We start from the raw sequence: 21,756 nt of genomic DNA, 5'->3' as shown, positions 1-21,756 counted from the left end.
CATGCCTCGGCGCGGCGATGGATCGGCGTGGCGCGATCCTCGACAGAACCGTGGTCGCGTCTCGGTCGGCGGAGAGGCACGTCGTGCCGCTGACGACGGCGGAGCAACTCGCGGAGATGCTCACGCACGATTGACGCAGTCGCTCAGCCCTTCTCGTAGAGCCCCGCATGGGTCTCGCGCAGCAGGGCCTTCTGCACCTTGCCCATGGCGTTGCGCGGGAGATCGTCGGCGAAGAGCACGCGCTTCGGCTGCTTGAAGCGGGCGAGCCGGCCTTCCAGCGCCGCGAGGATCTTGGCCTCGTCGCGGGCCTCCGGCGCGGCGACGACCACCGCGGTGACGCCTTCGCCGAAATCCGCATGAGGCAGGCCGATCACCGCGGATTCGACAATGCCAGGCAGGCCGTCGATCTCGGTCTCGATCTCCTTCGGATAGACGTTGTAACCACCGGTGATGATCAGGTCCTTGCCTCGGCCGACGATGTGCACGTAGCCCCGCGTATCGATCTTGCCGAGATCGCCCGTGATGAAGAAGCCGTCCGCCTTGAACTCGGCTGCGGTTTTCTCGGGCATCCGCCAGTAGCCCTTGAAGACGTTGGGGCCCTTCACCTCGATCATGCCAACGTTGCCGTCCGGCACTGGCGCACCCGACTCGGGATCGACCACACGCAGCGCCACGTCTGGCAGCGGGAAGCCCACGGTGCCGGCGATGCGCTCGCCCTCGTAGGGGTTCGAGGTACTCATGTTGGTCTCGGTCATGCCGTAGCGCTCGAGGATGGCGTGACCAGTGCGCTCGGACCATTCGCGATGCGTCTCGGCGAGGAGCGGCGCCGACCCGGCAGTGAACAGGCGCATATGCGCGGTGGCCTCCCGCGTCAGGCCCGGCTCCTTGAGGAGGCGCGTGTAGAAGGTCGGCACGCCCATCATAGCCGTGGCCCGCGGCATTACGGAGAGGATCTGCTTCGCGTCCAGCCGCGGCAGCCAGAGCATCGACGCGCCGGCCATCAGCGCCGTGTTGGTGGCGACGAACAGGCCGTGGGTGTGGAACACCGGCAGCGCGTGGATCAGCACGTCGTCAGCCGTGAAGCGCCAAGCCTCTGCCAGTGTCAGGGCGTTCGAGGCGAGGTTGCCGTGGCTGAGCATGGCGCCCTTCGAGCGCCCCGTCGTCCCGGAGGTGTAGAGGATCGCAGCGAGTTCGTCGGACCCGCGTGCAATGTCCTCGAATGCGCTGCTGGAGGCGTCGGCCACCTCGCGCATGCTGCCGCGGCCGTCGCCCCCGAGGGTCCGCAGACTGGCGACGCCGGCCTCTTTCGCGACAGGCGCGAGAGCAGTCTCGCGGGCCGGATCGCAGACGAAGACGGCTGGCTCGGCATCGCCGAGGAAATAGGCGATCTCCCGGTCGGTATAGGCGGTGTTGAGGGGCAGGAAGACGGCGCCGGCCCGCACTGCGCCGAGAAAGAGGAAGATGACTTCTGGGCTCTTCTCGACCTGGGCTGCGACGCGGTCACCTGGCTTGACGCCCAGCGTGGAGAGCGCGGAGGCATAGGCGGCCGAGCGTGCAACGAGGTCGGCGTAGCTGACGCGAAGCCCGTCCGGGGTCTCGAGCAGGATCTTGCTGGCCGGCGCCGGCGGCAGATGCGCGAGGATGAGGTCGAAGAGATGATTGGCCATTGCCTGCCGTCGGCGTTTCCGGTCCCGGCGACGGGATTGGCGCGGTTCGGCGCGGCGTTCAAGCCCGTCGGGGGTCAGCCGGGCGGAATGCGTCCCACCGAACAAAGCGTGCGGAGGGACGATGAACCCGGATCAGCGTAGCAGCTCGCCGACCAGCCGCTCTGCTGGATGAAGGATTTGCGACGCTCGCGCAGCGCCGTGTCGTAGGCTTTCACCAGGGCGGCTTCGACGGCAGCCGGTGGAACCTCGATCGCAATCCCGCCGGCGATCGACAGGTCGCGGTAATAGCCGGCCGATGGGCTCGGATCGGAGGACGAGGCCTGGACGATCGGCTCGGCGCGGCAGGTGATGTCGATCTTGAGGCCGCCGGCCGAGCGCACGTCGACGCTGGGACCGACCCGCCGCCCCACTTTCTTGGCGCCGGTGGCATCGGCGATGCGCCCGACGAGGGCGTCGCACTCGTCGGCCTGTGCGGCGCTCGAGAGGAGAAGGAGGCAGGCGAGGGCGGTCCGGATCATGGCGCAGTCTTTGACAAAGGCGCCGTGGGAAGTCGAGGCCATTCCGCGTGGCCTCGCAGCCGCTCGCGCAGGCTTGACCGGAGGCCCGACGCGGCCGCAGGTGCAGACCGGTTCTCGGAGGAGCAGGTTTCATGATCGGGCGCGTCTGTGTAGCGCTGGCGCTGATGCTCGTCGCGGGATGGCCTGCGGCCGCTCAGCAGCCGGCAGCTCCGGCTCTGGGAGCTCAAACGGAGGCGCCGCGCGAGCGGTCGAAACCGCGCAGGCCGCGGCAGCCTCAGCAGCCGATCATGGTCTACGATGCCCGAATCGAGGCGGGCGACCTGCGCATCTCGGGCAGCGTGCGCAAGGGCGGCCTGATCGTCGTGCTCGACGACGATATCTCGGTGGCCGCCGATGGCCGCGGCCGCTTCACCTTCCGATTGCCATACCGCCCGCGCACCTGTGTCGCGACGTTGAAGGCCGAGGAGGACGAGCGCGAGGCGGTCATCGCCAATTGTGCGCCGGAGGGCGAACCCGGTCCGAAGGGCGAGCCGGGGCCGACGGGGCCGCAGGGCGTGGCCGGAGTCCAGGGACCTTCCGGCCCACAGGGTGCAGAGGGCACAACCGGAACCCCGGGAGCACCGGGTCCCGCTGGTCCCAAGGGCGAGGCGGGCGCGAAGGGCGAGCCGGGTGCGTCGGCACCGGCCGCCCTCCCGCTGCGGCCGGTGCATTCCGGCGCTTGTCCAGAAGCCGGCTGTGAGCTCTCTTGCGAAAGCGGTGAGCTGCTGATCTCGGCCTATTGCCTCGGCGGTGCAAGCGCGAGCTACCGATCTGGCGCCGGCGGCTCGGCGCAGGCGACCTGCCCGGCGGGCGCCGAGGGCATGACGGCCTTCTGCGCGAAGCCCTGAGCGCGCACGATCAGGGCTGGCAAGCCGAAAGCATTCAGCCGCCGGTCTCTCGCAGCCAAGCGATCATGCCCGAAGCGGCGGCGCGCCCGCTCGCGATTGCCGCCTGGAGCAGGTAGCCACCGGTCGGCGCTTCCCAGTCAAGCATCTCCCCGGCAAGGAAGCTGCCGGGCTGCGCGCGCAGCATGAAGCGCGGATCGAGGCCGTCAAACGACACGCCGCCGGCCGTCGAGATCGCCCTGGCGATCGGCGCTGGAGCGAGGAGCCGCAGGGGCGAAGCCTTGATCGCTAAGGCCAGCGCCATGGGCGCGTCCGGCAGGTGCAGGCCGTGGGTTTCGCGCAATAGGCCGGCGGCGACGGGACTGAGGCCCGCATCCTTGCGCAAGCGTGTCGCCATGGAGGCACCGGGTTTTGGATGGTCGAGGCGCCGGGCCAGCGCCTCCGCGTCGAGATCGGGGCGGAGGTCGAGGAGGAGCGTCGCGGTGCCTTCCGCCTGGATTGCCTCCCGGATGCATCGCGAGAGCGCGTAGACCGCGCCGCCCTCGATGCCTTGGGCGGAGATCATCGCTTCGCCGAGTACCTGCCTGTCGTCGAGCCTAAAGCCGACACGCTTGACCGGCTCGCCCGCGAAGCGGCCGGCGAAATGCTCGGACCATTGCACCGAGAAGCCGACATTGGCAGGAAGCAGCGGCGCGACTGCAACCCCGCGGTCTCGGAGTAGAGACACCCAGGCTCCATCCGAACCGAGTCGCGGCCAACTCGCGCCGCCCATGGCAAGCAGATGGGCGCGTGGTCGGATTTCGACGAGCCCATCCGGGCTTTCGAATGACAGCCCAATCCCATCCCAGGCCGTGAGACTGTGGCGGGTGCGGATGGTGACGCCGAGTGTGCCAAGGCGCGCGAGCCAGGCGCGCAGCAGCGGTGAGGCCTTGAAGCTCTTCGGAAAGACGCGGCCGCTCGACCCGACGAAGGTCGGCTGGCCGAGTCCTTCGCACCACGAGCGGAGGGCGTCGGGGGGGAAGGCCTCGACCGCCTCTCGCAGGGCTGCATGGGCCGGATGGTACCGTTCGAGAAATGCGGGCAGCTTTTCGGAATGCGTGAGATTCAGGCCGCCTCTACCGGCGATCAGCAGCTTGCGGCCGACCGACGGCATCCGGTCGTAGACCGTAACGCGCCGTCCCGCCGCAGCCAGAACCTCGGCGGCGGCCAGCCCGGCGGGGCCTCCGCCAACCACTGCGATGAAATCGTCTCGCTCCATGCCAGGGGCAGGCCGTGTCGGGAGGGCGGCTGTCAACCCTTCGCCTCTGTGGTGCTGTTGTAGAGGCTGCCCTTGATTCGCCAGACTCGGCTCGCTAACTCGCGCCCATCGGCTGCGGGCCCCTCTGGCGGACGCATCTCATGCGTCCGTGATGTCGGAGCCGATGCTCTCTTCAACGAAGCATGGGGCTCCGCGACCGATGGACTTCCTTCATACCCTATGGCTCGGCCAGCCCGTCTGGATGTGGCTGGGCTTCCATGCCCTCGTCATCGGGTTGATGGCCTTCGATCTCGGCCTGCTCCACCGCGACAAGGGCCGGGTGATCGGGGTCAAGGAGAGCCTCGTCCTCACGACCTGCTACCTGCTCCTCGGCCTCGCCTTCGGCGGCTGGGTCTGGTGGTACATGGGCCGCACGCATGGCGAGGAGTTCGTGACCGGATTGGTCATCGAATACTCGCTGTCAATGGACAACGTCTTCGTCATCGCGGTCATCCTGACGGCGCTCGGCGTGCCACGCTCGGCCCAGCACCGCGTCCTGGTCTGGGGCATCCTCGCCGCCGTCCTGCTGCGCGGCCTGATGATCGGGCTCGGCTCGGCGCTCGTCGCCCAGGCACACTGGGTCCTGTCGCTCTTCGCCGCCTTTCTGATCTATGCCGGCCTCAAGATGCTGTTCTCCAAGGAGGAGGACGAGGCCGATGTCGAAAACAGCGCCTCGCTGCGCTTCCTGCGCCGTCACCTGCGCATCACCCGGGAGCCGCACGGCCAGAAGTTCCTGGTGCGTCTGCCGGATCCCAAATCGGGCAAGTCCGTCCTGTGGTTCACGCCGCTCGCCCTGGCGCTGACGGCGGTGAACATCGCCGACGTGATCTTCGCCGTCGACAGCGTGCCGGCGATCTTCGCGATCACCACCGACCCGTTCATCGTCTACACGTCGAACATCTTCGCGATCCTGGGCCTGCGTTCGCTCTACTTCGCGCTGGCCGCGATGGTGGAGCGCTTTGCCTATCTCAAGACGGCGCTCGCCTTCATCCTGATCTTCATCGGGGGCAAGATCGTCGTCGCCGACACGCTCGGCCTCGTCGACCTGCCGCCCTGGGTCTCGCTCGCCGTGACGCTGGTGCTGCTGACGATCGGCATCGTCTACAGCCTGTGGCGCACCCGCGGGATCGCGGATGCGCATGACGAGGCACGGCACCGCGCCTGAGCGAAGATTGTCTCAGCCTGGAGGTTGGGCCGCGATCAGGTCGCGCAGCGTCGTGATCGTCGAGGCGTCGGCGACGCCGTCGACGCGGGCTTGCCGGAAATGACGCTGGAAGGCGGTGACGACGGCCTGCGTGCGCGTGTCGAACTGGCCGGTGACCGGCTGGTCGTAGCCGTACAGTGAGAACATCTCCTGCAAAGCCTCGATCGGCTGGCCCGAGTCGCCCTGCGCGAAGAAGCGGCCGTCGCGGATCGGGGCGGGCGTCACGAGATGCCCGATTCCAGCCTTCGCGAAGCTGTCCCACGGGAAGTTCTCGCCGGGATCCTCCTTGCGCTCGGGCGCGACGTCGGAATGGGCCAACACACGGTTCGCCGGGATCGCGTGGCGAGTGACGATGTCCTTCGAGAGCGCGATCACCGCCTCGATCTGCTCGGCCGGGTAGGGCGGCAGCCCCCCGATATGGCCAGGATGCACGATCTCGATGCCGATCGAGCGCGAGTTCACGTCGCCCTCGCCCTTCCAGGAGCCGAGGCCCGCATGCCAGGCGCGTCGGGTCTCCGGCACGAGCTGCGCGATGCGGCCGTCCTCGAAGACGAGGTAATGGGCGGAGACCTGTGCCGCGGCTTCGCAGAGCCGCTCCAGGGCGACCTGCGCATTGGCCATGCCGGTATAGTGGAGGATCAGCATGTCGAGGGGGCCGTCCTTGCGCTCGCCGTGGTTCGGCGAGGGCACGACCTCATGAACGAGCGGACTGTCAGCTGAGAAGCTCATGCCAGCGCCCGCTCCTCGGTGATGCGATCCCAGGCGGCGTTGATCGCGGCCAGTCGCCGCGTTGCGATCGCGACGGCTTCTGGCGGCAGGCCACGGGCAATGGCGCGATCGGGGTGGCTCTCGGCCACGAGGGAGCGGTAGCGAGCCTTCAACTCGGCGTCACTCGCACCGCGCTCGAGGCCGATGATGAGATACGGGTCGTCCGCGCGTAGGACGTGACGGGCCGCGAGCCGCTCGAAGGCCGGCTCGTCGAGCCCGAAGATGCGGGCGACCTCGCGCAGGTAGCGGTCTTCGTTCTCATGGATGGCCCCGTCGGCCTTCGCGATGTGGAACAGTCCGTCGAGCACGTCCTCCAGCAGGGCAGGCTCGTCCCGGAAGGTGCTGGCGAGTTGCTGCGCGTAGCCTTCGAACCCGTCCGTGGTCCGCTTGGCGAGGTCGAACAGCCGCTCGACGCCCGGGCGCGCCGCCGGCTCGACCTCGATCACCTGCCCGAAGGCTTCGACCTCGGAGGGCGTCACCACGCCGTCGGACTTCGCCATCTTGGCGGCGAGGGCCACGAGGCCGGTGGTGAAGACCACGTCTCGCGGCGTCGCGCCGAAGGGCGCGCCTTCGCGGTCCACCAGAAAATGCCCGGCCACAGAGCCGACGAGCGCGCCGATCGGGCCGCCGACGAGCGCGCCGAGCCCGGCCCCGCCGAGCTTGCCCCAGATGCCTAGGCTCATCGCGCGGTGCCGTTCGAGAGGGCGGCGAGGCGCCGCTGGCGGAGACGTTGGGGCACGGGCTGGGCCTGCGCAGCGTTTCGGGTCGGTTGCTAAAGCCGAATGGTGGGGCGGGCGCAAGGCGATATCGCTGCCCTGGCCTTCATCGACAGCGCTGGACTTCCGCCGCTTCACGCAGCCACGGTCATTCATGACCTTGCAGGATCTCCGCTATCTCGTCGCGCTCGTCGATCACGGCCATTTCGGCCGCGCGGCCGAGGCTTGCCATGTTAGCCAGCCGACACTCAGCACACAGATCAAAAAGCTCGAAGCGCAGCTCGGCGTGATGCTGTTCGAGCGCACCAACCGCTCGGTTCGCGTCACCGCCCACGGTGAGGAGGTGGTTGCGCGGGCGCGGCAGATCCTCACCGATGTCGAGGCCATCGCCAGTGTCGGACGGCGCATTGCCGGGCCGCTGGTCGGTACGTTCAGCCTCGGTGTGATCCCAACGCTCGGCCCCTACCTGTTGCCCTGGCTCGTGCCGGCGCTCAACGCCGACTACCCGGAGCTGCGTCTGGCGGTCCACGAGGACCTTACCGCCTCGCTGATCGAGCGCCTGCTCTCGCACCGGCTCGATGCCGCCCTCGTGGCCCTTCCTGTGGAGGACGGCCGACTGGAGACCCTGCCCCTGTTCGACGAGCCGTTCTGGTTCGCCGAACCCAGGGGCAACGAGCCCCTGGCCGAAGTGCTGACGAAGGACGATCTGCGCGGGCGGCGGCTGCTGGTGCTCACCGAAGGGCACTGCATGCGCGACCAGGTGCTTTCGCTCTGCCGAACGCCCGACCGGGATGTCGAGGAAGACTTCCGGGCGACGAGCCTAGAAACAATCCGCCAGATGGTGGCGACCGGCATGGGCAGCACGTTGCTGCCGGCCATGGCTGTTGAGGAATTCCGAAACCGCGGTGTTACGGTACGCCCGCTCGATGCCGGGTTGGGGCGGCGGATCGGGCTTGTCTGGCGGCGTTCCTATCCCCGATCGCGAGATCTCCAACTGGTGGCCCGGACTCTGCGCGATCACTTGCCGCATGGGGTGTCTCGTCTGCCGGCGACGGAGGCGTCATAGGTTCGACCAATCACAGCTATGTCGGCAATCAATTATACAAACGCTCTAAACAGCCCTACATCCCGCCGGCACGGTCTTCGATGGCGTGCCGTTCAAGATGCTGGCTTCCATACGAGCCAAGCTGCGGCGCGCCCGTGAACGATTTTCGCCGACGTGATGGAGTTCGACATGGACATGCAGGTTGATGGTCAGGGCGGCGGCAAATGCCCGGTGGCGCATGGCCCCGGCGGCCGACGTAACCGCGACTGGTGGCCCGAGCAGCTCAACCTCGAGCGCCTGAACCAGCACAATCCCCGGTCCAACCCGCTGGGCGACGTCTTCGACTACGCCAAGGAGTTCGAGACCCTCGATCTCGACGCCGTCATCAAGGACCTTCACGCCCTGATGACCGATTCCCAGGATTGGTGGCCGGCCGATTTCGGCCATTACGGCGGCCTGTTCATCCGCCTCGCCTGGCATAGCGCCGGCACCTACCGCACGACGGACGGGCGCGGTGGCGCCGGCGGCGGCCAGCAGCGCTTCGCGCCGCTCAACTCCTGGCCGGACAACGTCAATCTCGACAAGGGTCGACGCCTGCTGTGGCCGATCAAGCAGAAATACGGGAACAAGCTGTCCTGGGCCGATCTCTACGTTCTCGTCGGCAACGTCGCCCTCGAATCGATGGGCTTCAAGACCTTCGGCTTCGCCGGCGGTCGCGTCGACACCTGGGAGCCCGAGGAGCTGTTCTGGGGCCCCGAGGGCACCTGGCTCGGTGACGAGCGCTATTCCGGCGAGCGCCAGCTCTCCGAGCCGCTGGGCGCCGTGCAGATGGGCCTGATCTACGTCAATCCGGAAGGCCCGAACGGCAAGCCGGACCCGCTCGCCTCGGCTCGCGACATCCGCGAGACCTTCGCCCGCATGGCGATGAACGACGAGGAGACCGTGGCGCTGATCGCCGGCGGCCACACCTTCGGCAAGACACACGGCGCTGGCGACCCGTCCTTCCTCGGTGCCGAGCCGGAAGGCGCGGAGATCGAGGACCAGGGCATCGGCTGGCGCTCGAAGCACGGCATCGGACATAGCGGCGACACCATCGGCGGTGGCCCCGAGGTGACCTGGACGCAGACGCCGACGCAGTGGAGCAACCTGTTCTTCGACAACCTGTTCAAGCACGAGTGGGAGCTCGAGAAGAGCCCGGCTGGCGCCCTGCAATGGGTCGCCAAGGACGTGGCCGCCGACGTGCCGGATGCGCATGACCCGTCGAAGAAGCATCGCCCGAAGATGCTGACCTCGGATCTCGCGCTGAAGGCCGACCCGGCCTACGAGAAGATCTCGCGCCGCTTCTACGAGAACCCGGCCGAGTTCGCCGACGCCTTCGCCCGCGCCTGGTTCAAGCTGACCCACCGCGACATGGGCCCGATCCAGCTCTACCGCGGCAAGCTCGTGCCGCAGGAAGAGCTGATCTGGCAGGACCGCATCCCGGCCCTCGACCACCCGGTCGTCGATGCGCAGGACGTGGCGGCGCTGAAGCAGAAGGTGCTCGCCTCCGGCCTCACCGTTCCGCAGCTCGTCTCGGCCGCCTGGGCCTCGGCCTCGACCTTCCGCGGCTCGGACAAGCGCGGCGGCGCCAACGGTGCGCGGGTGCGTCTCGCTCCGCAGAAGGACTGGAAGATCAACGAGCCGGCCACCCTCGCCAGCGTGCTGAGCAAGCTCGAGGCGATCCGGGCCGAGTTCAACGGCGCGGCGTCGGGCGGCAAGAAGGTCTCGCTCGCGGACCTGATCGTCCTGGCCGGCGGCGCTGCCGTCGAGCAGGCGGCCAAGGATGCCGGCCTCGCCGTCACCGTGCCGTTCACCCCGGGCCGCATGGATGCGTCGCAGGAGCAGACCGACGTCGAGTCGTTCGAGCCCCTGGAGCCGCGCTCCGACGGCTTCCGCAACTTCCGCGAGGGCGCGCAGTTCATGGCGCCTGAGGAGGCCCTGGTCGACCGGGCGCAACTGCTGCGTCTGTCGGCTCCGGAAATGACGGTGCTGGTCGGCGGCCTGCGCGTGCTCGGCGCCAATGCCAACGGCTCCAAGGACGGCGTCTTCACGAGCCAGCCGGGCAAGCTGACCAACGACTTCTTCGTCAACCTGCTCGACATGGGCACGGAGTGGGAGAAGGCCGGATCCGAGAACGCCTTCGTCGGCAAGGACCGCAAGACGAAGGAGAAGAAGTGGACGGCGACCCGCGTCGACCTGATCTTCGGCTCGCACTCGCAGCTGCGCGCGCTGGCCGAGGTCTATGCCGGCTCCGATGCGAAGCAGAAGTTCGCCGAGGACTTCGCCGCGGCCTGGACCAAGGTGATGAACGCCGACCGCTACGACGTCGCGGCCTGAGCGTTCACACGACGTAACAAAAGAAGGGCGGCGCTCGGAGGCGAGCGCCGCCCTTTCTCGTAAAAGAGGCCGGGGTGATGCCCCGGCCTCCTGATCGATCGGTGTCGAGCCGGAACGGCTCAGCGGCAGTACACGTCGCCGTAGGCGTCGCGGTAGGTGCCGTAGGGGCAGCGCGGGGCGGTGGCAGCGCCGCCGATGGCGCCGGCAGCGCCGCCGATGGCTGCGCCGGCGAGAGCGCCGCTGGCGCGGCCGGTGGCCAGACCGCCGACCGCAGCGCCGAGGCCGGCGCCGAGGGCGCCACCGCCGACGGCGCGCTCGCCCGGCGTGTTGCAGGCGCCGACGGACAGCGCCAGGGTGGCGGCGAGCAGGGCCGCGGTGATCTTCTTCATGGTCGAACGACTCCCTTGTGCATCGGCCCGCGCGGCGTTTTCGCCGTCGCGCACCCTGAGGCCGATTGCGGCCTTCGATGCAGGCACGTCACGCGATACGGTCAAGATTGGGGCGGCCGCGGCGCGGGGCATGACATTTCGCGCGCGAGAGGCCATTTGAGGCGCAAGCTGTTGCGCAAACACACCGAGCCCTTTGAGGATCTCATGCCGAACGCCACCCTGATCGTCCGCAAGGCCGCCGTCCGGCCAGAGCAGGTCGTGGACACGGTCGTCCTCGACCACGCCGCGCGGAAGGTTTCTGCGAGATCTCTCAGCGGCTTAGGCGGGATCGCGTTCGATCTCGCGCTGGAAAAGCCCACCGAGGTGCAGGACGGGGATGCCTTCCGCCTCGATGATGGTCGTCTCATCGCTGTGAAGGCAGCCGAGGAGGCGCTCCTCGAAGTGCGCGCCGAGAACGTCGCCCGGCTGGTGCGCCTCGCCTGGCAGCTCGGCGGCAACCACGTGCCGGCCGAAATCGGTGCGGATGTGCTCTATGTCCCTGACAGCGCTGCCGAATTGGTGCGCGGCTCGGGCTGCGCCGCCACCCCGGTCCAGCGCGCCTTCCGGCCGGAGAAGGAGGCGCACGACCACAGCACCTGCGGCCACGATCACGGCCATGACCACGCGCATGACCACGACCATGGTCATGCTCACGGCCATTCCTGCGGCCATGATCACAGTCATGATCACCATCATCACCACGATCATGATCACGGGCACCATGGCCACCACGACCACTGACGACTGCCGATGACCCTGACCGCGCGAGATTTCCGCTTCTCGGTCGCCCCGATGATGGACTGGACGGACCGGCAGTGCCGGGCCTTCCTCCGCGTCCTCTCGGCGCGGGCCCGGCTTTATACGGAGATGGTGACGACCGGCGCGGTGCTGCACGGCGATCGCGAACGGCTGCTCGGGTTCTCGGATGCCGAGCATCCGGTCGCGCTACAGCTCGGCGGTTCGGATCCCGCGGCGCTGGCGGCGTCCGCCAGGATCGGCGCAGACCTCGGCTACGACGAGATCAACCTCAATGTCGGCTGCCCGTCCGACCGCGTGCAGGAGGGCCGCTTCGGCGCCTGCCTGATGCGCGAGCCGAGTCTCGTCGGCGAGTGCGTCGCGGCGATGAAGGCGGCAGTCTCGGTGCCGGTGACCGTGAAATGCCGCATCGGCGTCGACGACCAGGACCCGGAAGCGGCCCTCGATGCCCTCGTCGCGGCGGTGAAAGCGGCCGATGTCGACGGCCTCGTCGTGCATGCCCGCAAGGCCTGGCTGAAGGGCCTGTCGCCGAAGGAGAACCGCGACATCCCGCCCCTCGATTACGGCCGCGTCTTCCGCCTGAAGGCAGCCCATCCCGCGCTGCCGATCGCGATCAATGGCGGCATCACCGAGATCCGCCATTCCACCGAGCTCGTGGAGCAAGTCGATGGCGTGATGATCGGGCGCGCCGCCTATACCGATCCGGCGATCCTGCTCGACGTCGACCCGCTGCTCTTCGGCGAGGCCGCGCCTGCCGCCGACCCGTTCGCGGCGATCGACCTCTTCGCGCCGACCATCGCCGAGGGGCTGGAATCCGGCCTACGGCTGCACGCCTTCACCCGGCACATGCTCGGCTTGTTCAACGGCCGTCCCGGCGCCCGCGCCTTCCGCCGCCACCTCGCCACGGCGGGCATGGCGCCGGATGCGGGCCTCGCGACCCTGCGCGAGGCGGTCGGCAGGGTCTCGCGGGAGTGGCAGCCGCTGCCGGCGGGGCAGGCGGCCTGAACCGCCGAAGAGATCAGGCCGGTATGCGGCTCAGCCGGCCATCGGCGAAGCCGAGAGAATGGGCGAGCTCGGAGCGGCCGCGGCTGACCCGGCTCTTCACGGTTCCGATCTGGCAGCCGAGCAGCTCGGCCGCGTCCTCGTAGGTCATGCCCTGCGCGCCGACGAGGAGCAGCGCCTCGCGCTGGGTAGTGGGCAGCTTCGCGATCTTCGACCAGACCTGCCGCAGCTCCATGCCGTCCTCCTGGTCGGGCAGGGCGGCGAGATGGCTGGCGAGCATGCCGTCGGCATCCTCCACCTCGCGTTTCCGTTTGCGGCGCTCGCTGTAGAAGGTGTTTCGCAGGATGGTGAACAGCCAGGCCTTGAGGTTCGTTCCCGGCTGGTAGCGGGTCTGGTTCTGCCAGGCCTTGAGCAGCGTCTCCTGGACGAGGTCGTCGGCCTGGCTCGCACCGCCGGCGAGGCTCATGGCGAAGGCCCGCAATCCCGGCAGGGCGGCCATCAATCCATCGCGGAACGCCGCGGGACCGGATTCGTCGGGCGAGGGCAGCAATTCGAGCTGTGCGATCAGCGCCAGCAGGCGCGACGGCGGTTGTGCACTCTCCAGCACCTTGTAGACGTCGCGGAGTTGCCAACCGAGATGCGCACGATCGGAGGCCGAAAGTCTCGGCCGTCGCGCTGCAGGCCGCTCGACTGTCGCTGTGTCGTCCTCGACCGGCCACTCGGGCCGCGCTGTTACCAGTGTAGACAAACTACCAACCCTCCTTCGCTGCCTGTGTAGATGTTCATCAAGCAATCGAGACGAGGATGGTGTGGCAAACTGATTATGAATGGATAATTAAAAGTATAAAAATTCTAAATCTGTAGTACAGATGCAAAAATAGAGCCGAAAGCACTTCGATGTACTTCCTGCTCTAGGTCATGGCTGGCGCTTCCGGTCTGATCGAGCGCCACTCGTCGGTGAGCTCGCCTCACCATCGGTCGGTTTCGATCCGCCCGTCGCACCCCGAGAAGATGGAAGTCAGGCCGGCGAGCGCCACTAAATTCGAGTTTAAGTACGGAATGCACCGCGACCGGCGTGCTCGAATTTGGCCATACTGCATCCGCGGCGGCACGCGTCGCGCGTAATGGCGACGCTGGGATGGGACGGCTTCTGCTCGTCGAGGACGACGATGACACGGTCGAGGACGTGCTCGGTGACCTCCGTCGGCGCGGCCACGAGGTGGAACGGGCCGCGAGCGGCCCGGAAGGCCAGGAGGCCGCTTTCCGCGGCGGATGGCACGCGATCATCCTCGACCGGCTGCTGCCGGGCTGCGATGGCTTGGCCGTGCTACAGAGCCTGCGACAGGCCGGCGACCGTACGCCGGCCCTGCTGCTCAGCGCGCTCAGCGATGTCGACGAGCGGATCCGGGGCCTGCGCGCCGGAGGCGACGACTATCTCACCAAGCCGTTCGCGCTCGGCGAGCTCGCGGCGCGGATCGAAGCGCTGCTTCGCCGCCCCGTGGAAGCGAAGGAAGCCATCCTGCGGGTCGGCACCCTCGAACTCGATCTCGTCGCCGGCACGGGCCGGCGTGCCAGTCGGGATCTCGAACTCCTGCCGCGGGAATTGAAGCTCCTCGACTACCTGATGCGGCGTCCTGGTCAGGTCGTGACACGCGCCATGCTGTTCGAGGAAGTCTGGAACTATCGGTTCGTGCCGAAATCCAACCTGATCGACGTCCATGTCGGACGGTTGCGGCGCAAGCTCGAGGCGGCCGGCGAGCCGCCCCTGATCCACAGCGTGCGCGGCCTGGGCTTCGCGCTGATCTCCGATGATTAGGCTCGTCTCGACCACGGCTTTCCGCTGGTCCGCCGCCGTCGCGCTCTGGTCGGCTGCGCTGTCGCTGATCCTGTTCGCCTTCATCTTCTGGCAGACTTCCGCGCTCGAACGCGCCGAGAACGACGAGCTGGTCGAGACGCAGCTCGCCTACATCGCCGCCGATCCCGCTCGGACCGTCGCCCGTATCGACGACTGGCTCGGCGGTGGCGGCCACGACGATCGATTTGCCGGCTATTTTGGGCCGGAGGGAGCCCCTCTCGCCGGCAACATCACCGTTCTGCCCCGCGGATTGGCGCGGAACGGCAAAGTCCAGGAGCTTCGCGCTCCCATTGCCGTGGCAGGGGGCGAGCCTCGCGACGACCTGCTCTGTGCGGCCCTGCAGCATGCCGATGGTCACGTCGTCGTGGTGGCGATCAGCCGGGAGGACATCGACCGCGCCAAGGCCGTGACCGTGCGTGCCCTCGGCATGGCGCTGATCCCGATGACGATCCTGTCCATCGCCGGCGGCATCGTGCTGTCGGCGCACGCGCGTCGGAAGCTGGTGGCCACCGAGGGGGCGGTTACCGCCGTGATGCGCGGAAACCTGAGCCAGCGCCTTCCGGTCGGAAGCAGGGGGGACGAGTTCGACCGGCTGGTCGCTAACGTGAACACGATGCTCGACCGGATCGAGGTGCTGGTCGACGAGGTGCGCAGCGTCGGCGATGCGATCGCGCATGACCTGCGAACGCCGCTGACACGCCTTCGTGCGAGGCTGGAGCGCAGCCGCGACGAGGCGAGCACGGTCGAGGAGCTTCAGACGGCGATCGACCGCGGCCTCGATTGGCTCGACCAGTGCCTGAGCCTGATCACGGCGATCCTGCGGATCGGCGAGATCGAACACGGCCGTCGCCGCGCGGCCTTCGGCGAGGTCGATCTCGCCCGCAGCCTCGTCGAGGTGGCCGAAATCTACGATCCCCTCGCCGAAGAGAAGGGCATCGTGATCGAACGTGTCATCGAACCGGGCTTGCCGCCGGTCACGGGAGATCGCGAATTGCTGTTCGAGGCGATCGCCAACCTCGTCGACAACGCCGTGAAGTTCACGCCGGAAGGCGGCCAGATCCGCTTGTCCCTGGAGGGACGGGGCAACGGCCTGGCATTGAGCGTCGAGGACACCGGCGTCGGGATCGTTCCCGCCGAGCGCGACCGCATCTTCCAGCGCTTTTACCGCGCCGAGGAGGCGCGCCACAGTGTGGGCAGCGGCCTTGGCCTGAGCCTCGTCGCTGCGGTGGTCACGCTGCACGATTTCACGATCGCGGTCGAGGACGTGCCCCCCACCGGCTGCCGCTTCAGCATCGTCTGCCCTGCTTCGCAGCTGCCGCCACCTGCTGCGCGGCGGTCGTAAAGCCGGCTAAGCATCGATGGGTGTCGCGCCCGTACCACGGTGCATCGCGGCACGACAGGAGCGTATTGACCATCCGGCCGCTTACGGCCTAGCTCTCGGCAGACGGTTCCCCTCGGGGATCAAAAGGGAACGCGGTGAGGGGTTGACCCCGATGCCGCGGCTGCCCCCGCAACTGTGAGCGGCGAGCCTTCCCCCACCGATGTCACTGGGTTCCTCGCCCGGGAAGACGGAGGGAAGGCAGCGACCCGTGAGCCAGGAGACCTGCCGTCTGTCGTGGTCACACGCGAAACACGCTGGGCGGGGTGCTCCGGCGGGTGTCGAGACGCGGGGCCGAACCTCGCGCCGAGACCTCGTTCGCGGTGACGTGCCACTGCCGTTGCCCGAGGTCCCGTGTCCCGCCTGCCCACTTTCGCCGCTCTCGCGCTCCCTACGGCCGCCCTCCTCGCCCTCACCCTGACCGCAGCCGCCGAGGACGCGCAACTCGAAGAGATCGCCGTCGCCGGGGACAGTGCAGGCGCCCCTTCCACTGGTGCCCGGACCGCCGCGAGCGCTGGCTACGTCAACGGTGTCATCGGCACGGGCGGGGCGCTGCGCGTCGTCGATTCGGCCAGCGCCGGCACCATCACCGGGGCGCAGCTCAACAGCCGCCCGATCACGCGGCCCGGCGAGGCGCTGGAAGCGGTGCCCGGCCTGATCGTCACCCAGCATTCCGGCGAGGGCAAAGCCAACCAGTTCTTCCTGCGCGGGTTCAACCTCGACCACGGCACCGACATCGCCATCGAGGTCGACGGCATGCCGGTGAACATGCGCACGAACGCCCATGGCCAGGGCTATGCCGACCTGAACTTCCTGATCCCCGAACTCGTCGGCGCGGTGGAGTTTCACAAGGGGCCTTACTTCGCCCGCGACGGGGACTTCGCCTCCGCCGGATCGGTGCGGATCGACTATCTCGACAGCGTGGAGAAGAACCTCGCGCAGCTCTCGCTGGGCAGCTTCGGCTACAAGCGCGCGCTCTCCATCACCTCCGCACCCCTCGGCGAGGGCCGCCTGCTCGTGGCCGGCGAGGCGCAGACTTATGACGGCCCCTGGGACGTGCCCGATCGGCTCGGCAAGCTGAACGGCGTGCTGCGCTACAGCCAGGGCACGCAGCGCGACGGCTTCTCGGTCACCGGCATGGCCTACTGGGCCAAGTGGAACGCCACCAACCAGATCCCCGAGCGCGCCGTCTCCGAAGGCCTCATCGGCCGGTTCGGAACGCTCAACCCGACCGATGGCGGCGATACCGGCCGCTTCTCGCTCTCCGGTCGCTGGAGCATGACCGACGAGACCGGGATCACGCGGGCCTCGGCCTACGTGATCCGCTACCAGATGAACCTGTTCAACGACTTCACCTATTTCCTGAACGACCCCGTCAACGGCGACCAATTCCACCAGCGCGACCAGCGCATCCTCGGCGGCGGCGAGGTCTCGCATGTCTTCGAGGGCAGCCTGTTCGGGTTGTCGATGGAGAACGAGATCGGCGTCCAGACCCGGACCGACTCGATCCGGGTCGGCCTGTTCAACACCGCGAACCGGCAATACCGCTCGACCGTCCTCGATGACCGCGTGCTCGAGGCGAGCGCGGCCTTCTATTACGAGAACCGGGTCAAATGGACCGACTGGCTGCGCACGAGCGTCGGTTTCCGGGCCGACGGCTACTATGCCGACGTGGTCTCGGACACGCCCGCCAATTCCGGCAAGGCGCGTGACGGCATCGTGAACCCGAAGCTCGGCCTGGTGCTCGGGCCGTGGTTCGATACCGAGATCTTCGTGAACTATGGCGGCGGCTTCCACTCCAACGACGTGCGCGGTGTGACCGCGACGGTCGATCCGCAGAGCCCGCTCTTCACGCTGAACCGTTCGCCGTTCCTGGTGCCCTCCACGGGCTACGAGGTCGGCATCCGCAACCGCTCCATCGCCGGGCTGGAGACCTCGCTGGCGCTGTTTCGTCTCGACTTCGCCTCGGAGAATCTCTTCGCGGGCGATACAGGGACCACGGAGCCAAGCCGCCCGACCCGTCGCATCGGCATCGAATGGACCAACCGCTATGCCGTCACCTCCTGGCTGTCGCTGGAAGGCGACCTGACCATCACCAATGCCCGCTTCACCGATCCCGATCCGGTGGGCAACCGCGTGCCGGAAGCACCGACCACGATCGCCTCGGCCGGCTTCACGGTAGGGCAGGGGCTCGGCTGGTTCGGCTCCATGCGCCTGCGCTATTTCGGCCCGCGCCCGCTGATCGAGGACAACTCGGTGCGCTCGAAACCCACCGCGTTGTTGAACGGCCGCGTCGGCTACAATTTCGACAACGGCATGAGCCTGGCGCTCGACGTCCTCAACCTGACCAACGCCAAGGCCGACCAGATCACCTACTTCTACGAGTCGCGCCTGCCCGGAGAGCCGGCCGCCGGCATCGCCGACAAGCACTTCCACCCCGTCGAGCCCACCGCGGTCCGGCTGACTTTGGCGGGGCGGTTCTGAGATGCTCGGGCCTCAGCGCCCGTAGCAGCTCACGAATTCGCGAAACACCCAGCCGATCGGCTGGTCGCCGAGCTCGACATCGCCGACATAGACCCAGGCCTTGCCGCCGATCATCCGGCGCTCGAGGACGCTGACGCGCTGGCCGTTGACGAGCGTGCCGACCACGCGGCCGTTCGGCGCGGTCCGCACGTTGAGCGGCGTGCCGGTGGGATCGGTGACGCGGCACTCCGCCGCCTGCGCACCCGCTGCCGCCAGCAGGCCGATCGCCGAGAACCCCCACATCCGCATCTTTGTCTCCTCCGGCCCCGAGTCGGCCGGCAAAAGCGTAGCAGTCAGCCACCGTCCGGCGAAGTCCAGGGACCCTGCGAGACCTCCCCCATACTGAACATGGGCCGAGGGCAAGTCGCTAGCGGCTCCGCAGGATCAACCGGTCGCCACGCACCTCGTAGGACGGCAGCCTCGTCAGGAAGCTCTGGCCGAGGAGGTTGGAGTTCAGCGCGCCCGGCTGGCTGACCATCGCATCCACGTTGCGCTCAGTGATGGGCCCGATGGTGATGGATTCGAGCCGGATCGGCGCCGTCAGCGCGGTGCCGTTGGCGGTGGAGACCTTTTGCGTGAACTCCCGTTCGGCCGGCTTGATGCCGAGTGCGGCTGCGCTCTCCATGGTCAGCACCACCGAGCTGGCCCCGGTATCGAAGGCGAAGCGCTGCTCCATCCGACCGTTGATCTCGGCGAAGACCGAAAAGTCGCCGTCCGAGCGCCGGGTGATGGTGACCTCGCCGCCCGCCCCGACGACGGCGGTGCCCGGCCGAAGCGAGCCGAGCATGGTACCGCCGAACTCCTTGGCCTGCTCCTTGTAGGCGTAGCCGGCGATGACGACGGCGCCGATCACCACCCAGATCAGCAGGTGGCGCAGGTTCTCGCCCATGCGGTCGCGGAAGCGGTGCCAGACGCCGGCGGTCATCAGCACGAGGAGCGCGCCGAGATAGGCCATGCGCCCGAACTGATCCGAGTCGACGCCGACCACCTGGCTGTGGTCGCCGGCCACGATCAGCGCGATCAAGGCTGCGCCGAGGATGCCGAGGCCGATCCAGAGTCTCATCGTCCCTCGTCGATGCGGTGGGGGTAGGCCTGGCGCAGGCGCTCGGGAAGGAGCGCCATGACCGCCAGCCGCTGCGGTTCGCTCATGGAACCCCAAAGGGCGATCTCGTTCCGTGAGCGGCCGCACCCCTCGCACAGCCCGGTGACGGCATCGAGAATGCAGACCTTGGTGCAGGGGCTCGACGGCTTCGGACGGGGCGGGGCGTTCATCACGGGTGGCAGATGGGCCGACGGGGGGGCCGGAATCAAGGCCTCACACCGGGGTCGCGGCCAGCAGCCCGATCAGCCCGGCGATCTCCGCGACCTGCTGGCAGGCGCCGATGACGTCGCCGGTCTGGCCGCCGATCTGCCGGCGGGCGAGACGGGTCAGACCGTAGGCGGCGGCCGGGGCGAGCGCCAGCATCAGCGCGACGCCGAGAAGCGGCAGCCCGATCGCCCAGGCGATCAGCCCGAGGAGGATGCAGATGCCAGCTGCGACGGCGAGCGTCGAAGGCGACGGGCGGCCGACCGAGGCGCCGGCGCCGTCGGCTCGGGCGGGTTGCAGGAGCACCATCGGCGCGAGGGCCGCGCTGCGCGAGACGGCGGCCGCCAGCAGCAGCGCCAGGGCTGCGAGGGCACCCGAACGGTCGAGCAGCGTCGCCAGCGCGCCGAGCCTCAGCGAGAAGGACAGCACCAGGGCGGTGCCGCCATAGGCGCCGATGCGGCTGTCTCGCATGATCTCGAGCCGCCGCATCCAGGTATTGCCGCCGCCGAACCCGTCGGCGACGTCGGCGAGGCCGTCCTCATGCATCGCGCCGGTGACGAGCGCCAGCACCGCCAGCGCCAATGCTGCGGCGACGAACGGGCCGAGCCGCAATTCCCAGGCAGCGACGAGCACCAAAGCCGCCGGCTGCGCCAGCAGCAGGCCGGCCAGCGGCAGCACGCGGGGGACGGTGGCGAAATCCGGCGTCGCATAGGGCGCCGGTTCATCCGGCAGCGGCGGGATGGGCAGGCGCGTGAAGAAGCGCAGGCAGGCGGCGATGTCGTAGAGGACGCCCGCGCCGGGGAAGGGCGGGGTATGGTCGGCCCGGTCGTCGCTCATCGCTCGCCTGTTGCCGGGCTCGGCCGCGTCGGATCGTCCGCACGCCTTCACCGCGCTCGCCAGGACCTCTATAGCGCCGCAACCGCTTCCCGCCACGCCTCCCGGCGCCCCGTTCGCTCGAGTTCGCGCGATGACAGACGAATCCTCGCCCTTCGCCGACATTCGGCGCCTCGTCGCCGAGATGCCCGGCCCCGACGAGGATGCCCTCGCCGCGGTACGCGCCCGCGACGCCGTGCTGACCAAGCCCGGCGGCTCGCTCGGCCGGCTGGAAGACCTCGTGGAATGGCTCGCGGTCTGGCAGGGCAAGGCGAAGCCGAGCTTCGACCGGCCGCTGGTCTGCGTCTTCGCCGGCAGCCACGGCGTCACGGCACGCGGCGTCTCGGCCTTCCCGGATGCGGTCAACCGCCAGATGCTGGAAAACTTTTCGGCCGGCGGCGCGGCGATCAACCAGCTCTGCGCGGCCTACGGGCTCGGTTTTAAGGTGTTCGATCTCGCCATCGACATGCCGACCGGTGACATCTGCGAGGGGCCGGCCCTCGACGAGAAATCGACCGTCGCCACCATGGCCTTCGGGATGGAGGCGGTGGCCGCCGGCACCGATTGCCTCGGCATCGGCGAGATGGGGATCGGCAACACCACCATTGCCGCGGCGATCTACTGCGCGCTGTGGGGGGGCGAGCCGGAGCATTGGGTCGGTCGCGGCACCGGTGTCGATGCGGCCGGCCTCGCCCGCAAGGCGGAAGCGGTGGCGCTAGCTCTCAGGACCCAAGCCGGGCATCTCGACGATCCGCTCGCCGTTCTCGCCCGGCTCGGCGGCCGCGAGATCGCGGCGATGGCTGGGGCGATCCTGGCGGCCCGGCTGCAGCGGGTGCCGGTGGTGCTCGACGGCTACGTCTCGACCGCGGCGGCGGCCGTGCTGCACGCCCTCGATCCGCGCGCGCTGGAGCATTGCGTTGCCGGCCACGTCTCGGCCGAGGGCGTTCACGCAGAGGTTCTGGATCGCCTCGGGCTGGAGCCCGTGCTGTCCCTGGGACTGCGCCTCGGCGAGGCGTCCGGTGCCGCGCTCGCGATGGGCGTGATCAAGGGCGCGCTCGCCTGCCACCGCGACATGGCGACCTTCGAGCAGGCAGGGATCTCGGGGAAGAGCGCGGGCTGATCCCGGCATCGTTCCGGCGCAGCGACCCACGCCGGAACGA

The 21,756-nt window shown here is 68.6% G+C and carries 21 protein-coding genes and 1 riboswitch; of the genes, 10 read left to right on the top strand and 11 right to left on the bottom strand.

Annotated features, from left to right (window positions below):
* Positions 1-143 precede the first annotated feature (143 nt).
* On the bottom strand, positions 144-1,667 hold the full coding sequence (locus HCU64_RS03105) for a malonate--CoA ligase (protein ID WP_233382309.1): 1,524 nt from the start codon (positions 1,665-1,667) through the stop codon (positions 144-146).
* Positions 1,668-1,741: 74 nt separating this feature from the next.
* Positions 1,742-2,185, bottom strand: coding sequence for a hypothetical protein (locus HCU64_RS03100; RefSeq protein WP_233382308.1), 444 nt, complete (start codon positions 2,183-2,185; stop codon positions 1,742-1,744).
* A gap of 131 nt (positions 2,186-2,316) precedes the next feature.
* Here HCU64_RS03100 and HCU64_RS03095 point away from each other — a divergent pair, with 131 nt between their 5' ends.
* Positions 2,317-3,072 carry a collagen-like protein gene (locus HCU64_RS03095; RefSeq protein ID WP_233382307.1) on the top strand — a complete coding sequence of 252 codons (756 nt, stop codon included), beginning with the start codon at positions 2,317-2,319 and terminating at the stop codon, positions 3,070-3,072.
* Between the two features lie 34 nt (positions 3,073-3,106).
* On the opposite strand, the gene HCU64_RS03090 is transcribed toward HCU64_RS03095, so the two are convergent.
* Entirely contained in the window at positions 3,107-4,327 is a 1,221-nt protein-coding gene (locus HCU64_RS03090; protein WP_233382896.1) for a TIGR03862 family flavoprotein, read from the bottom strand.
* 199 nt (positions 4,328-4,526) lie between these two features.
* Between HCU64_RS03090 and HCU64_RS03085 the strand changes: the two genes are divergently transcribed.
* Positions 4,527-5,531 (top strand): TerC family protein, encoded by a 1,005-nt coding sequence (locus HCU64_RS03085; RefSeq protein ID WP_233382306.1) that lies wholly within the window; start codon positions 4,527-4,529, stop codon positions 5,529-5,531.
* 12 nt (positions 5,532-5,543) lie between these two features.
* Here the strand turns inward: HCU64_RS03085 and HCU64_RS03080 are convergent, their stop codons facing one another.
* Both HCU64_RS03080 and HCU64_RS03075 read right to left on the bottom strand, forming a co-directional pair.
* Positions 5,544-6,299, bottom strand: coding sequence for an N-acetylmuramoyl-L-alanine amidase (locus HCU64_RS03080; RefSeq protein ID WP_233382305.1), 756 nt, complete (start codon positions 6,297-6,299; stop codon positions 5,544-5,546).
* Positions 6,296-7,021, bottom strand: coding sequence for a J domain-containing protein (locus HCU64_RS03075; protein WP_233382304.1), 726 nt, complete (start codon positions 7,019-7,021; stop codon positions 6,296-6,298). The genes HCU64_RS03080 and HCU64_RS03075 overlap by 4 nt, the downstream gene beginning before the upstream one ends.
* A 187-nt stretch (positions 7,022-7,208) precedes the next feature.
* Between HCU64_RS03075 and HCU64_RS03070 the strand changes: the two genes are divergently transcribed.
* Both HCU64_RS03070 and katG read left to right on the top strand, forming a co-directional pair.
* Positions 7,209-8,120 carry a LysR substrate-binding domain-containing protein gene (locus tag HCU64_RS03070; protein ID WP_233382303.1) on the top strand — a complete coding sequence of 304 codons (912 nt, stop codon included), beginning with the start codon at positions 7,209-7,211 and terminating at the stop codon, positions 8,118-8,120.
* Positions 8,121-8,288: 168 nt separating this feature from the next.
* Entirely contained in the window at positions 8,289-10,475 is a 2,187-nt protein-coding gene (gene katG / locus HCU64_RS03065) for a catalase/peroxidase HPI (protein ID WP_233382302.1), read from the top strand.
* 119 nt (positions 10,476-10,594) lie between these two features.
* Here katG and HCU64_RS03060 read toward each other — a convergent pair whose 3' ends face one another.
* Positions 10,595-10,864: a hypothetical protein gene (locus HCU64_RS03060; protein WP_147045581.1), complete on the bottom strand. Its 270-nt coding sequence runs from the start codon at positions 10,862-10,864 to the stop codon at positions 10,595-10,597.
* Positions 10,865-10,879: 15 nt separating this feature from the next.
* Between HCU64_RS03060 and HCU64_RS03055 the strand changes: the two genes are divergently transcribed.
* Complete coding sequence (locus tag HCU64_RS03055) at positions 10,880-11,644, top strand: urease accessory protein UreE (RefSeq protein WP_325169944.1); 765 nt, start codon at positions 10,880-10,882, stop codon at positions 11,642-11,644.
* Between the two features lie 9 nt (positions 11,645-11,653).
* Positions 11,654-12,664, top strand: a complete 1,011-nt coding sequence (dusA, locus tag HCU64_RS03050; protein WP_267922108.1) for a tRNA dihydrouridine(20/20a) synthase DusA — start codon at positions 11,654-11,656, stop codon at positions 12,662-12,664.
* A gap of 13 nt (positions 12,665-12,677) precedes the next feature.
* Here dusA and HCU64_RS03045 read toward each other — a convergent pair whose 3' ends face one another.
* Positions 12,678-13,409 carry a sigma-70 family RNA polymerase sigma factor gene (locus HCU64_RS03045; protein ID WP_233382301.1) on the bottom strand — a complete coding sequence of 244 codons (732 nt, stop codon included), beginning with the start codon at positions 13,407-13,409 and terminating at the stop codon, positions 12,678-12,680.
* 390 nt (positions 13,410-13,799) lie between these two features.
* Between HCU64_RS03045 and HCU64_RS03040 the strand changes: the two genes are divergently transcribed.
* The 3 genes from HCU64_RS03040 (at position 13,800) to HCU64_RS03030 (ending at position 18,378) form a co-directional block, all read left to right on the top strand.
* Positions 13,800-14,477, top strand: a complete 678-nt coding sequence (locus HCU64_RS03040) for a response regulator transcription factor (RefSeq protein ID WP_233382300.1) — start codon at positions 13,800-13,802, stop codon at positions 14,475-14,477.
* The gene (locus tag HCU64_RS03035; protein ID WP_233382299.1) at positions 14,470-15,858 is read left to right on the top strand and encodes a sensor histidine kinase; all 1,389 of its coding nucleotides are present in this window, start codon (positions 14,470-14,472) and stop codon (positions 15,856-15,858) included. The genes HCU64_RS03040 and HCU64_RS03035 overlap by 8 nt, the downstream gene beginning before the upstream one ends.
* 86 nt (positions 15,859-15,944) lie before the next feature.
* A riboswitch (cobalamin riboswitch) is annotated at positions 15,945-16,141 on the top strand.
* A gap of 206 nt (positions 16,142-16,347) precedes the next feature.
* Positions 16,348-18,378 (top strand): TonB-dependent receptor, encoded by a 2,031-nt coding sequence (locus HCU64_RS03030; protein WP_233382893.1) that lies wholly within the window; start codon positions 16,348-16,350, stop codon positions 18,376-18,378.
* A gap of 12 nt (positions 18,379-18,390) precedes the next feature.
* Here HCU64_RS03030 and HCU64_RS03025 read toward each other — a convergent pair whose 3' ends face one another.
* The 4 genes from HCU64_RS03025 to cobS all read right to left on the bottom strand — a co-directional run bounded on the left by HCU64_RS03025 (position 18,391) and on the right by cobS (position 20,560).
* Positions 18,391-18,666 carry an SH3 domain-containing protein gene (locus tag HCU64_RS03025; protein WP_233382298.1) on the bottom strand — a complete coding sequence of 92 codons (276 nt, stop codon included), beginning with the start codon at positions 18,664-18,666 and terminating at the stop codon, positions 18,391-18,393.
* A gap of 118 nt (positions 18,667-18,784) precedes the next feature.
* A complete protein-coding gene (locus tag HCU64_RS03020) occupies positions 18,785-19,480 on the bottom strand; it encodes a retropepsin-like aspartic protease family protein (RefSeq protein ID WP_233382297.1) in 696 nt (231 codons plus the stop codon).
* Positions 19,477-19,689 carry a DUF1289 domain-containing protein gene (locus HCU64_RS03015; RefSeq protein ID WP_233382296.1) on the bottom strand — a complete coding sequence of 71 codons (213 nt, stop codon included), beginning with the start codon at positions 19,687-19,689 and terminating at the stop codon, positions 19,477-19,479. Before HCU64_RS03015 ends, HCU64_RS03020 begins: the two co-directional genes overlap by 4 nt.
* Positions 19,690-19,732: 43 nt before the next feature.
* A complete protein-coding gene (gene cobS, locus HCU64_RS03010; protein ID WP_233382295.1) occupies positions 19,733-20,560 on the bottom strand; it encodes an adenosylcobinamide-GDP ribazoletransferase in 828 nt (275 codons plus the stop codon).
* A 130-nt stretch (positions 20,561-20,690) separates the two neighbouring features.
* Here cobS and cobT point away from each other — a divergent pair, with 130 nt between their 5' ends.
* Positions 20,691-21,716 carry a nicotinate-nucleotide--dimethylbenzimidazole phosphoribosyltransferase gene (cobT, locus tag HCU64_RS03005; RefSeq protein ID WP_233382294.1) on the top strand — a complete coding sequence of 342 codons (1,026 nt, stop codon included), beginning with the start codon at positions 20,691-20,693 and terminating at the stop codon, positions 21,714-21,716.
* Positions 21,717-21,756: the final 40 nt, after the last annotated feature.

Source organism: Methylobacterium sp. C25, assembly GCF_021352225.1.
Classification (GTDB): Bacteria; Pseudomonadota; Alphaproteobacteria; order Rhizobiales; family Beijerinckiaceae; genus Methylobacterium.
This window is presented reverse-complemented; position numbering and strand designations above follow the sequence as displayed.

What these genes read in the sequence shown, in the direction of transcription:
- HCU64_RS03105 (WP_233382309.1), bottom strand. Translation starts at nt 1,667, where the DNA reads ATGGCCAATCATCTCTTCGACCTCATCCTCGCGCATCTGCCGCCGGCG.
- katG (WP_233382302.1), top strand. Translation starts at nt 8,289, where the DNA reads ATGGACATGCAGGTTGATGGTCAGGGCGGCGGCAAATGCCCGGTGGCG.
- HCU64_RS03100 (WP_233382308.1), bottom strand. Translation starts at nt 2,185, where the DNA reads ATGATCCGGACCGCCCTCGCCTGCCTCCTTCTCCTCTCGAGCGCCGCA.
- HCU64_RS03035 (WP_233382299.1), top strand. Translation starts at nt 14,470, where the DNA reads ATGATTAGGCTCGTCTCGACCACGGCTTTCCGCTGGTCCGCCGCCGTC.
- HCU64_RS03060 (WP_147045581.1), bottom strand. Translation starts at nt 10,864, where the DNA reads ATGAAGAAGATCACCGCGGCCCTGCTCGCCGCCACCCTGGCGCTGTCC.
- HCU64_RS03020 (WP_233382297.1), bottom strand. Translation starts at nt 19,480, where the DNA reads ATGAGACTCTGGATCGGCCTCGGCATCCTCGGCGCAGCCTTGATCGCG.
- HCU64_RS03015 (WP_233382296.1), bottom strand. Translation starts at nt 19,689, where the DNA reads ATGAACGCCCCGCCCCGTCCGAAGCCGTCGAGCCCCTGCACCAAGGTC.
- HCU64_RS03080 (WP_233382305.1), bottom strand. Translation starts at nt 6,299, where the DNA reads ATGAGCTTCTCAGCTGACAGTCCGCTCGTTCATGAGGTCGTGCCCTCG.
- HCU64_RS03025 (WP_233382298.1), bottom strand. Translation starts at nt 18,666, where the DNA reads ATGCGGATGTGGGGGTTCTCGGCGATCGGCCTGCTGGCGGCAGCGGGT.
- cobT (WP_233382294.1), top strand. Translation starts at nt 20,691, where the DNA reads ATGACAGACGAATCCTCGCCCTTCGCCGACATTCGGCGCCTCGTCGCC.
- HCU64_RS03040 (WP_233382300.1), top strand. Translation starts at nt 13,800, where the DNA reads ATGGGACGGCTTCTGCTCGTCGAGGACGACGATGACACGGTCGAGGAC.
- HCU64_RS03085 (WP_233382306.1), top strand. Translation starts at nt 4,527, where the DNA reads ATGGACTTCCTTCATACCCTATGGCTCGGCCAGCCCGTCTGGATGTGG.
- cobS (WP_233382295.1), bottom strand. Translation starts at nt 20,560, where the DNA reads ATGAGCGACGACCGGGCCGACCATACCCCGCCCTTCCCCGGCGCGGGC.
- HCU64_RS03075 (WP_233382304.1), bottom strand. Translation starts at nt 7,021, where the DNA reads ATGAGCCTAGGCATCTGGGGCAAGCTCGGCGGGGCCGGGCTCGGCGCG.
- HCU64_RS03090 (WP_233382896.1), bottom strand. Translation starts at nt 4,327, where the DNA reads ATGGAGCGAGACGATTTCATCGCAGTGGTTGGCGGAGGCCCCGCCGGG.
- HCU64_RS03070 (WP_233382303.1), top strand. Translation starts at nt 7,209, where the DNA reads ATGACCTTGCAGGATCTCCGCTATCTCGTCGCGCTCGTCGATCACGGC.
- HCU64_RS03095 (WP_233382307.1), top strand. Translation starts at nt 2,317, where the DNA reads ATGATCGGGCGCGTCTGTGTAGCGCTGGCGCTGATGCTCGTCGCGGGA.
- dusA (WP_267922108.1), top strand. Translation starts at nt 11,654, where the DNA reads ATGACCCTGACCGCGCGAGATTTCCGCTTCTCGGTCGCCCCGATGATG.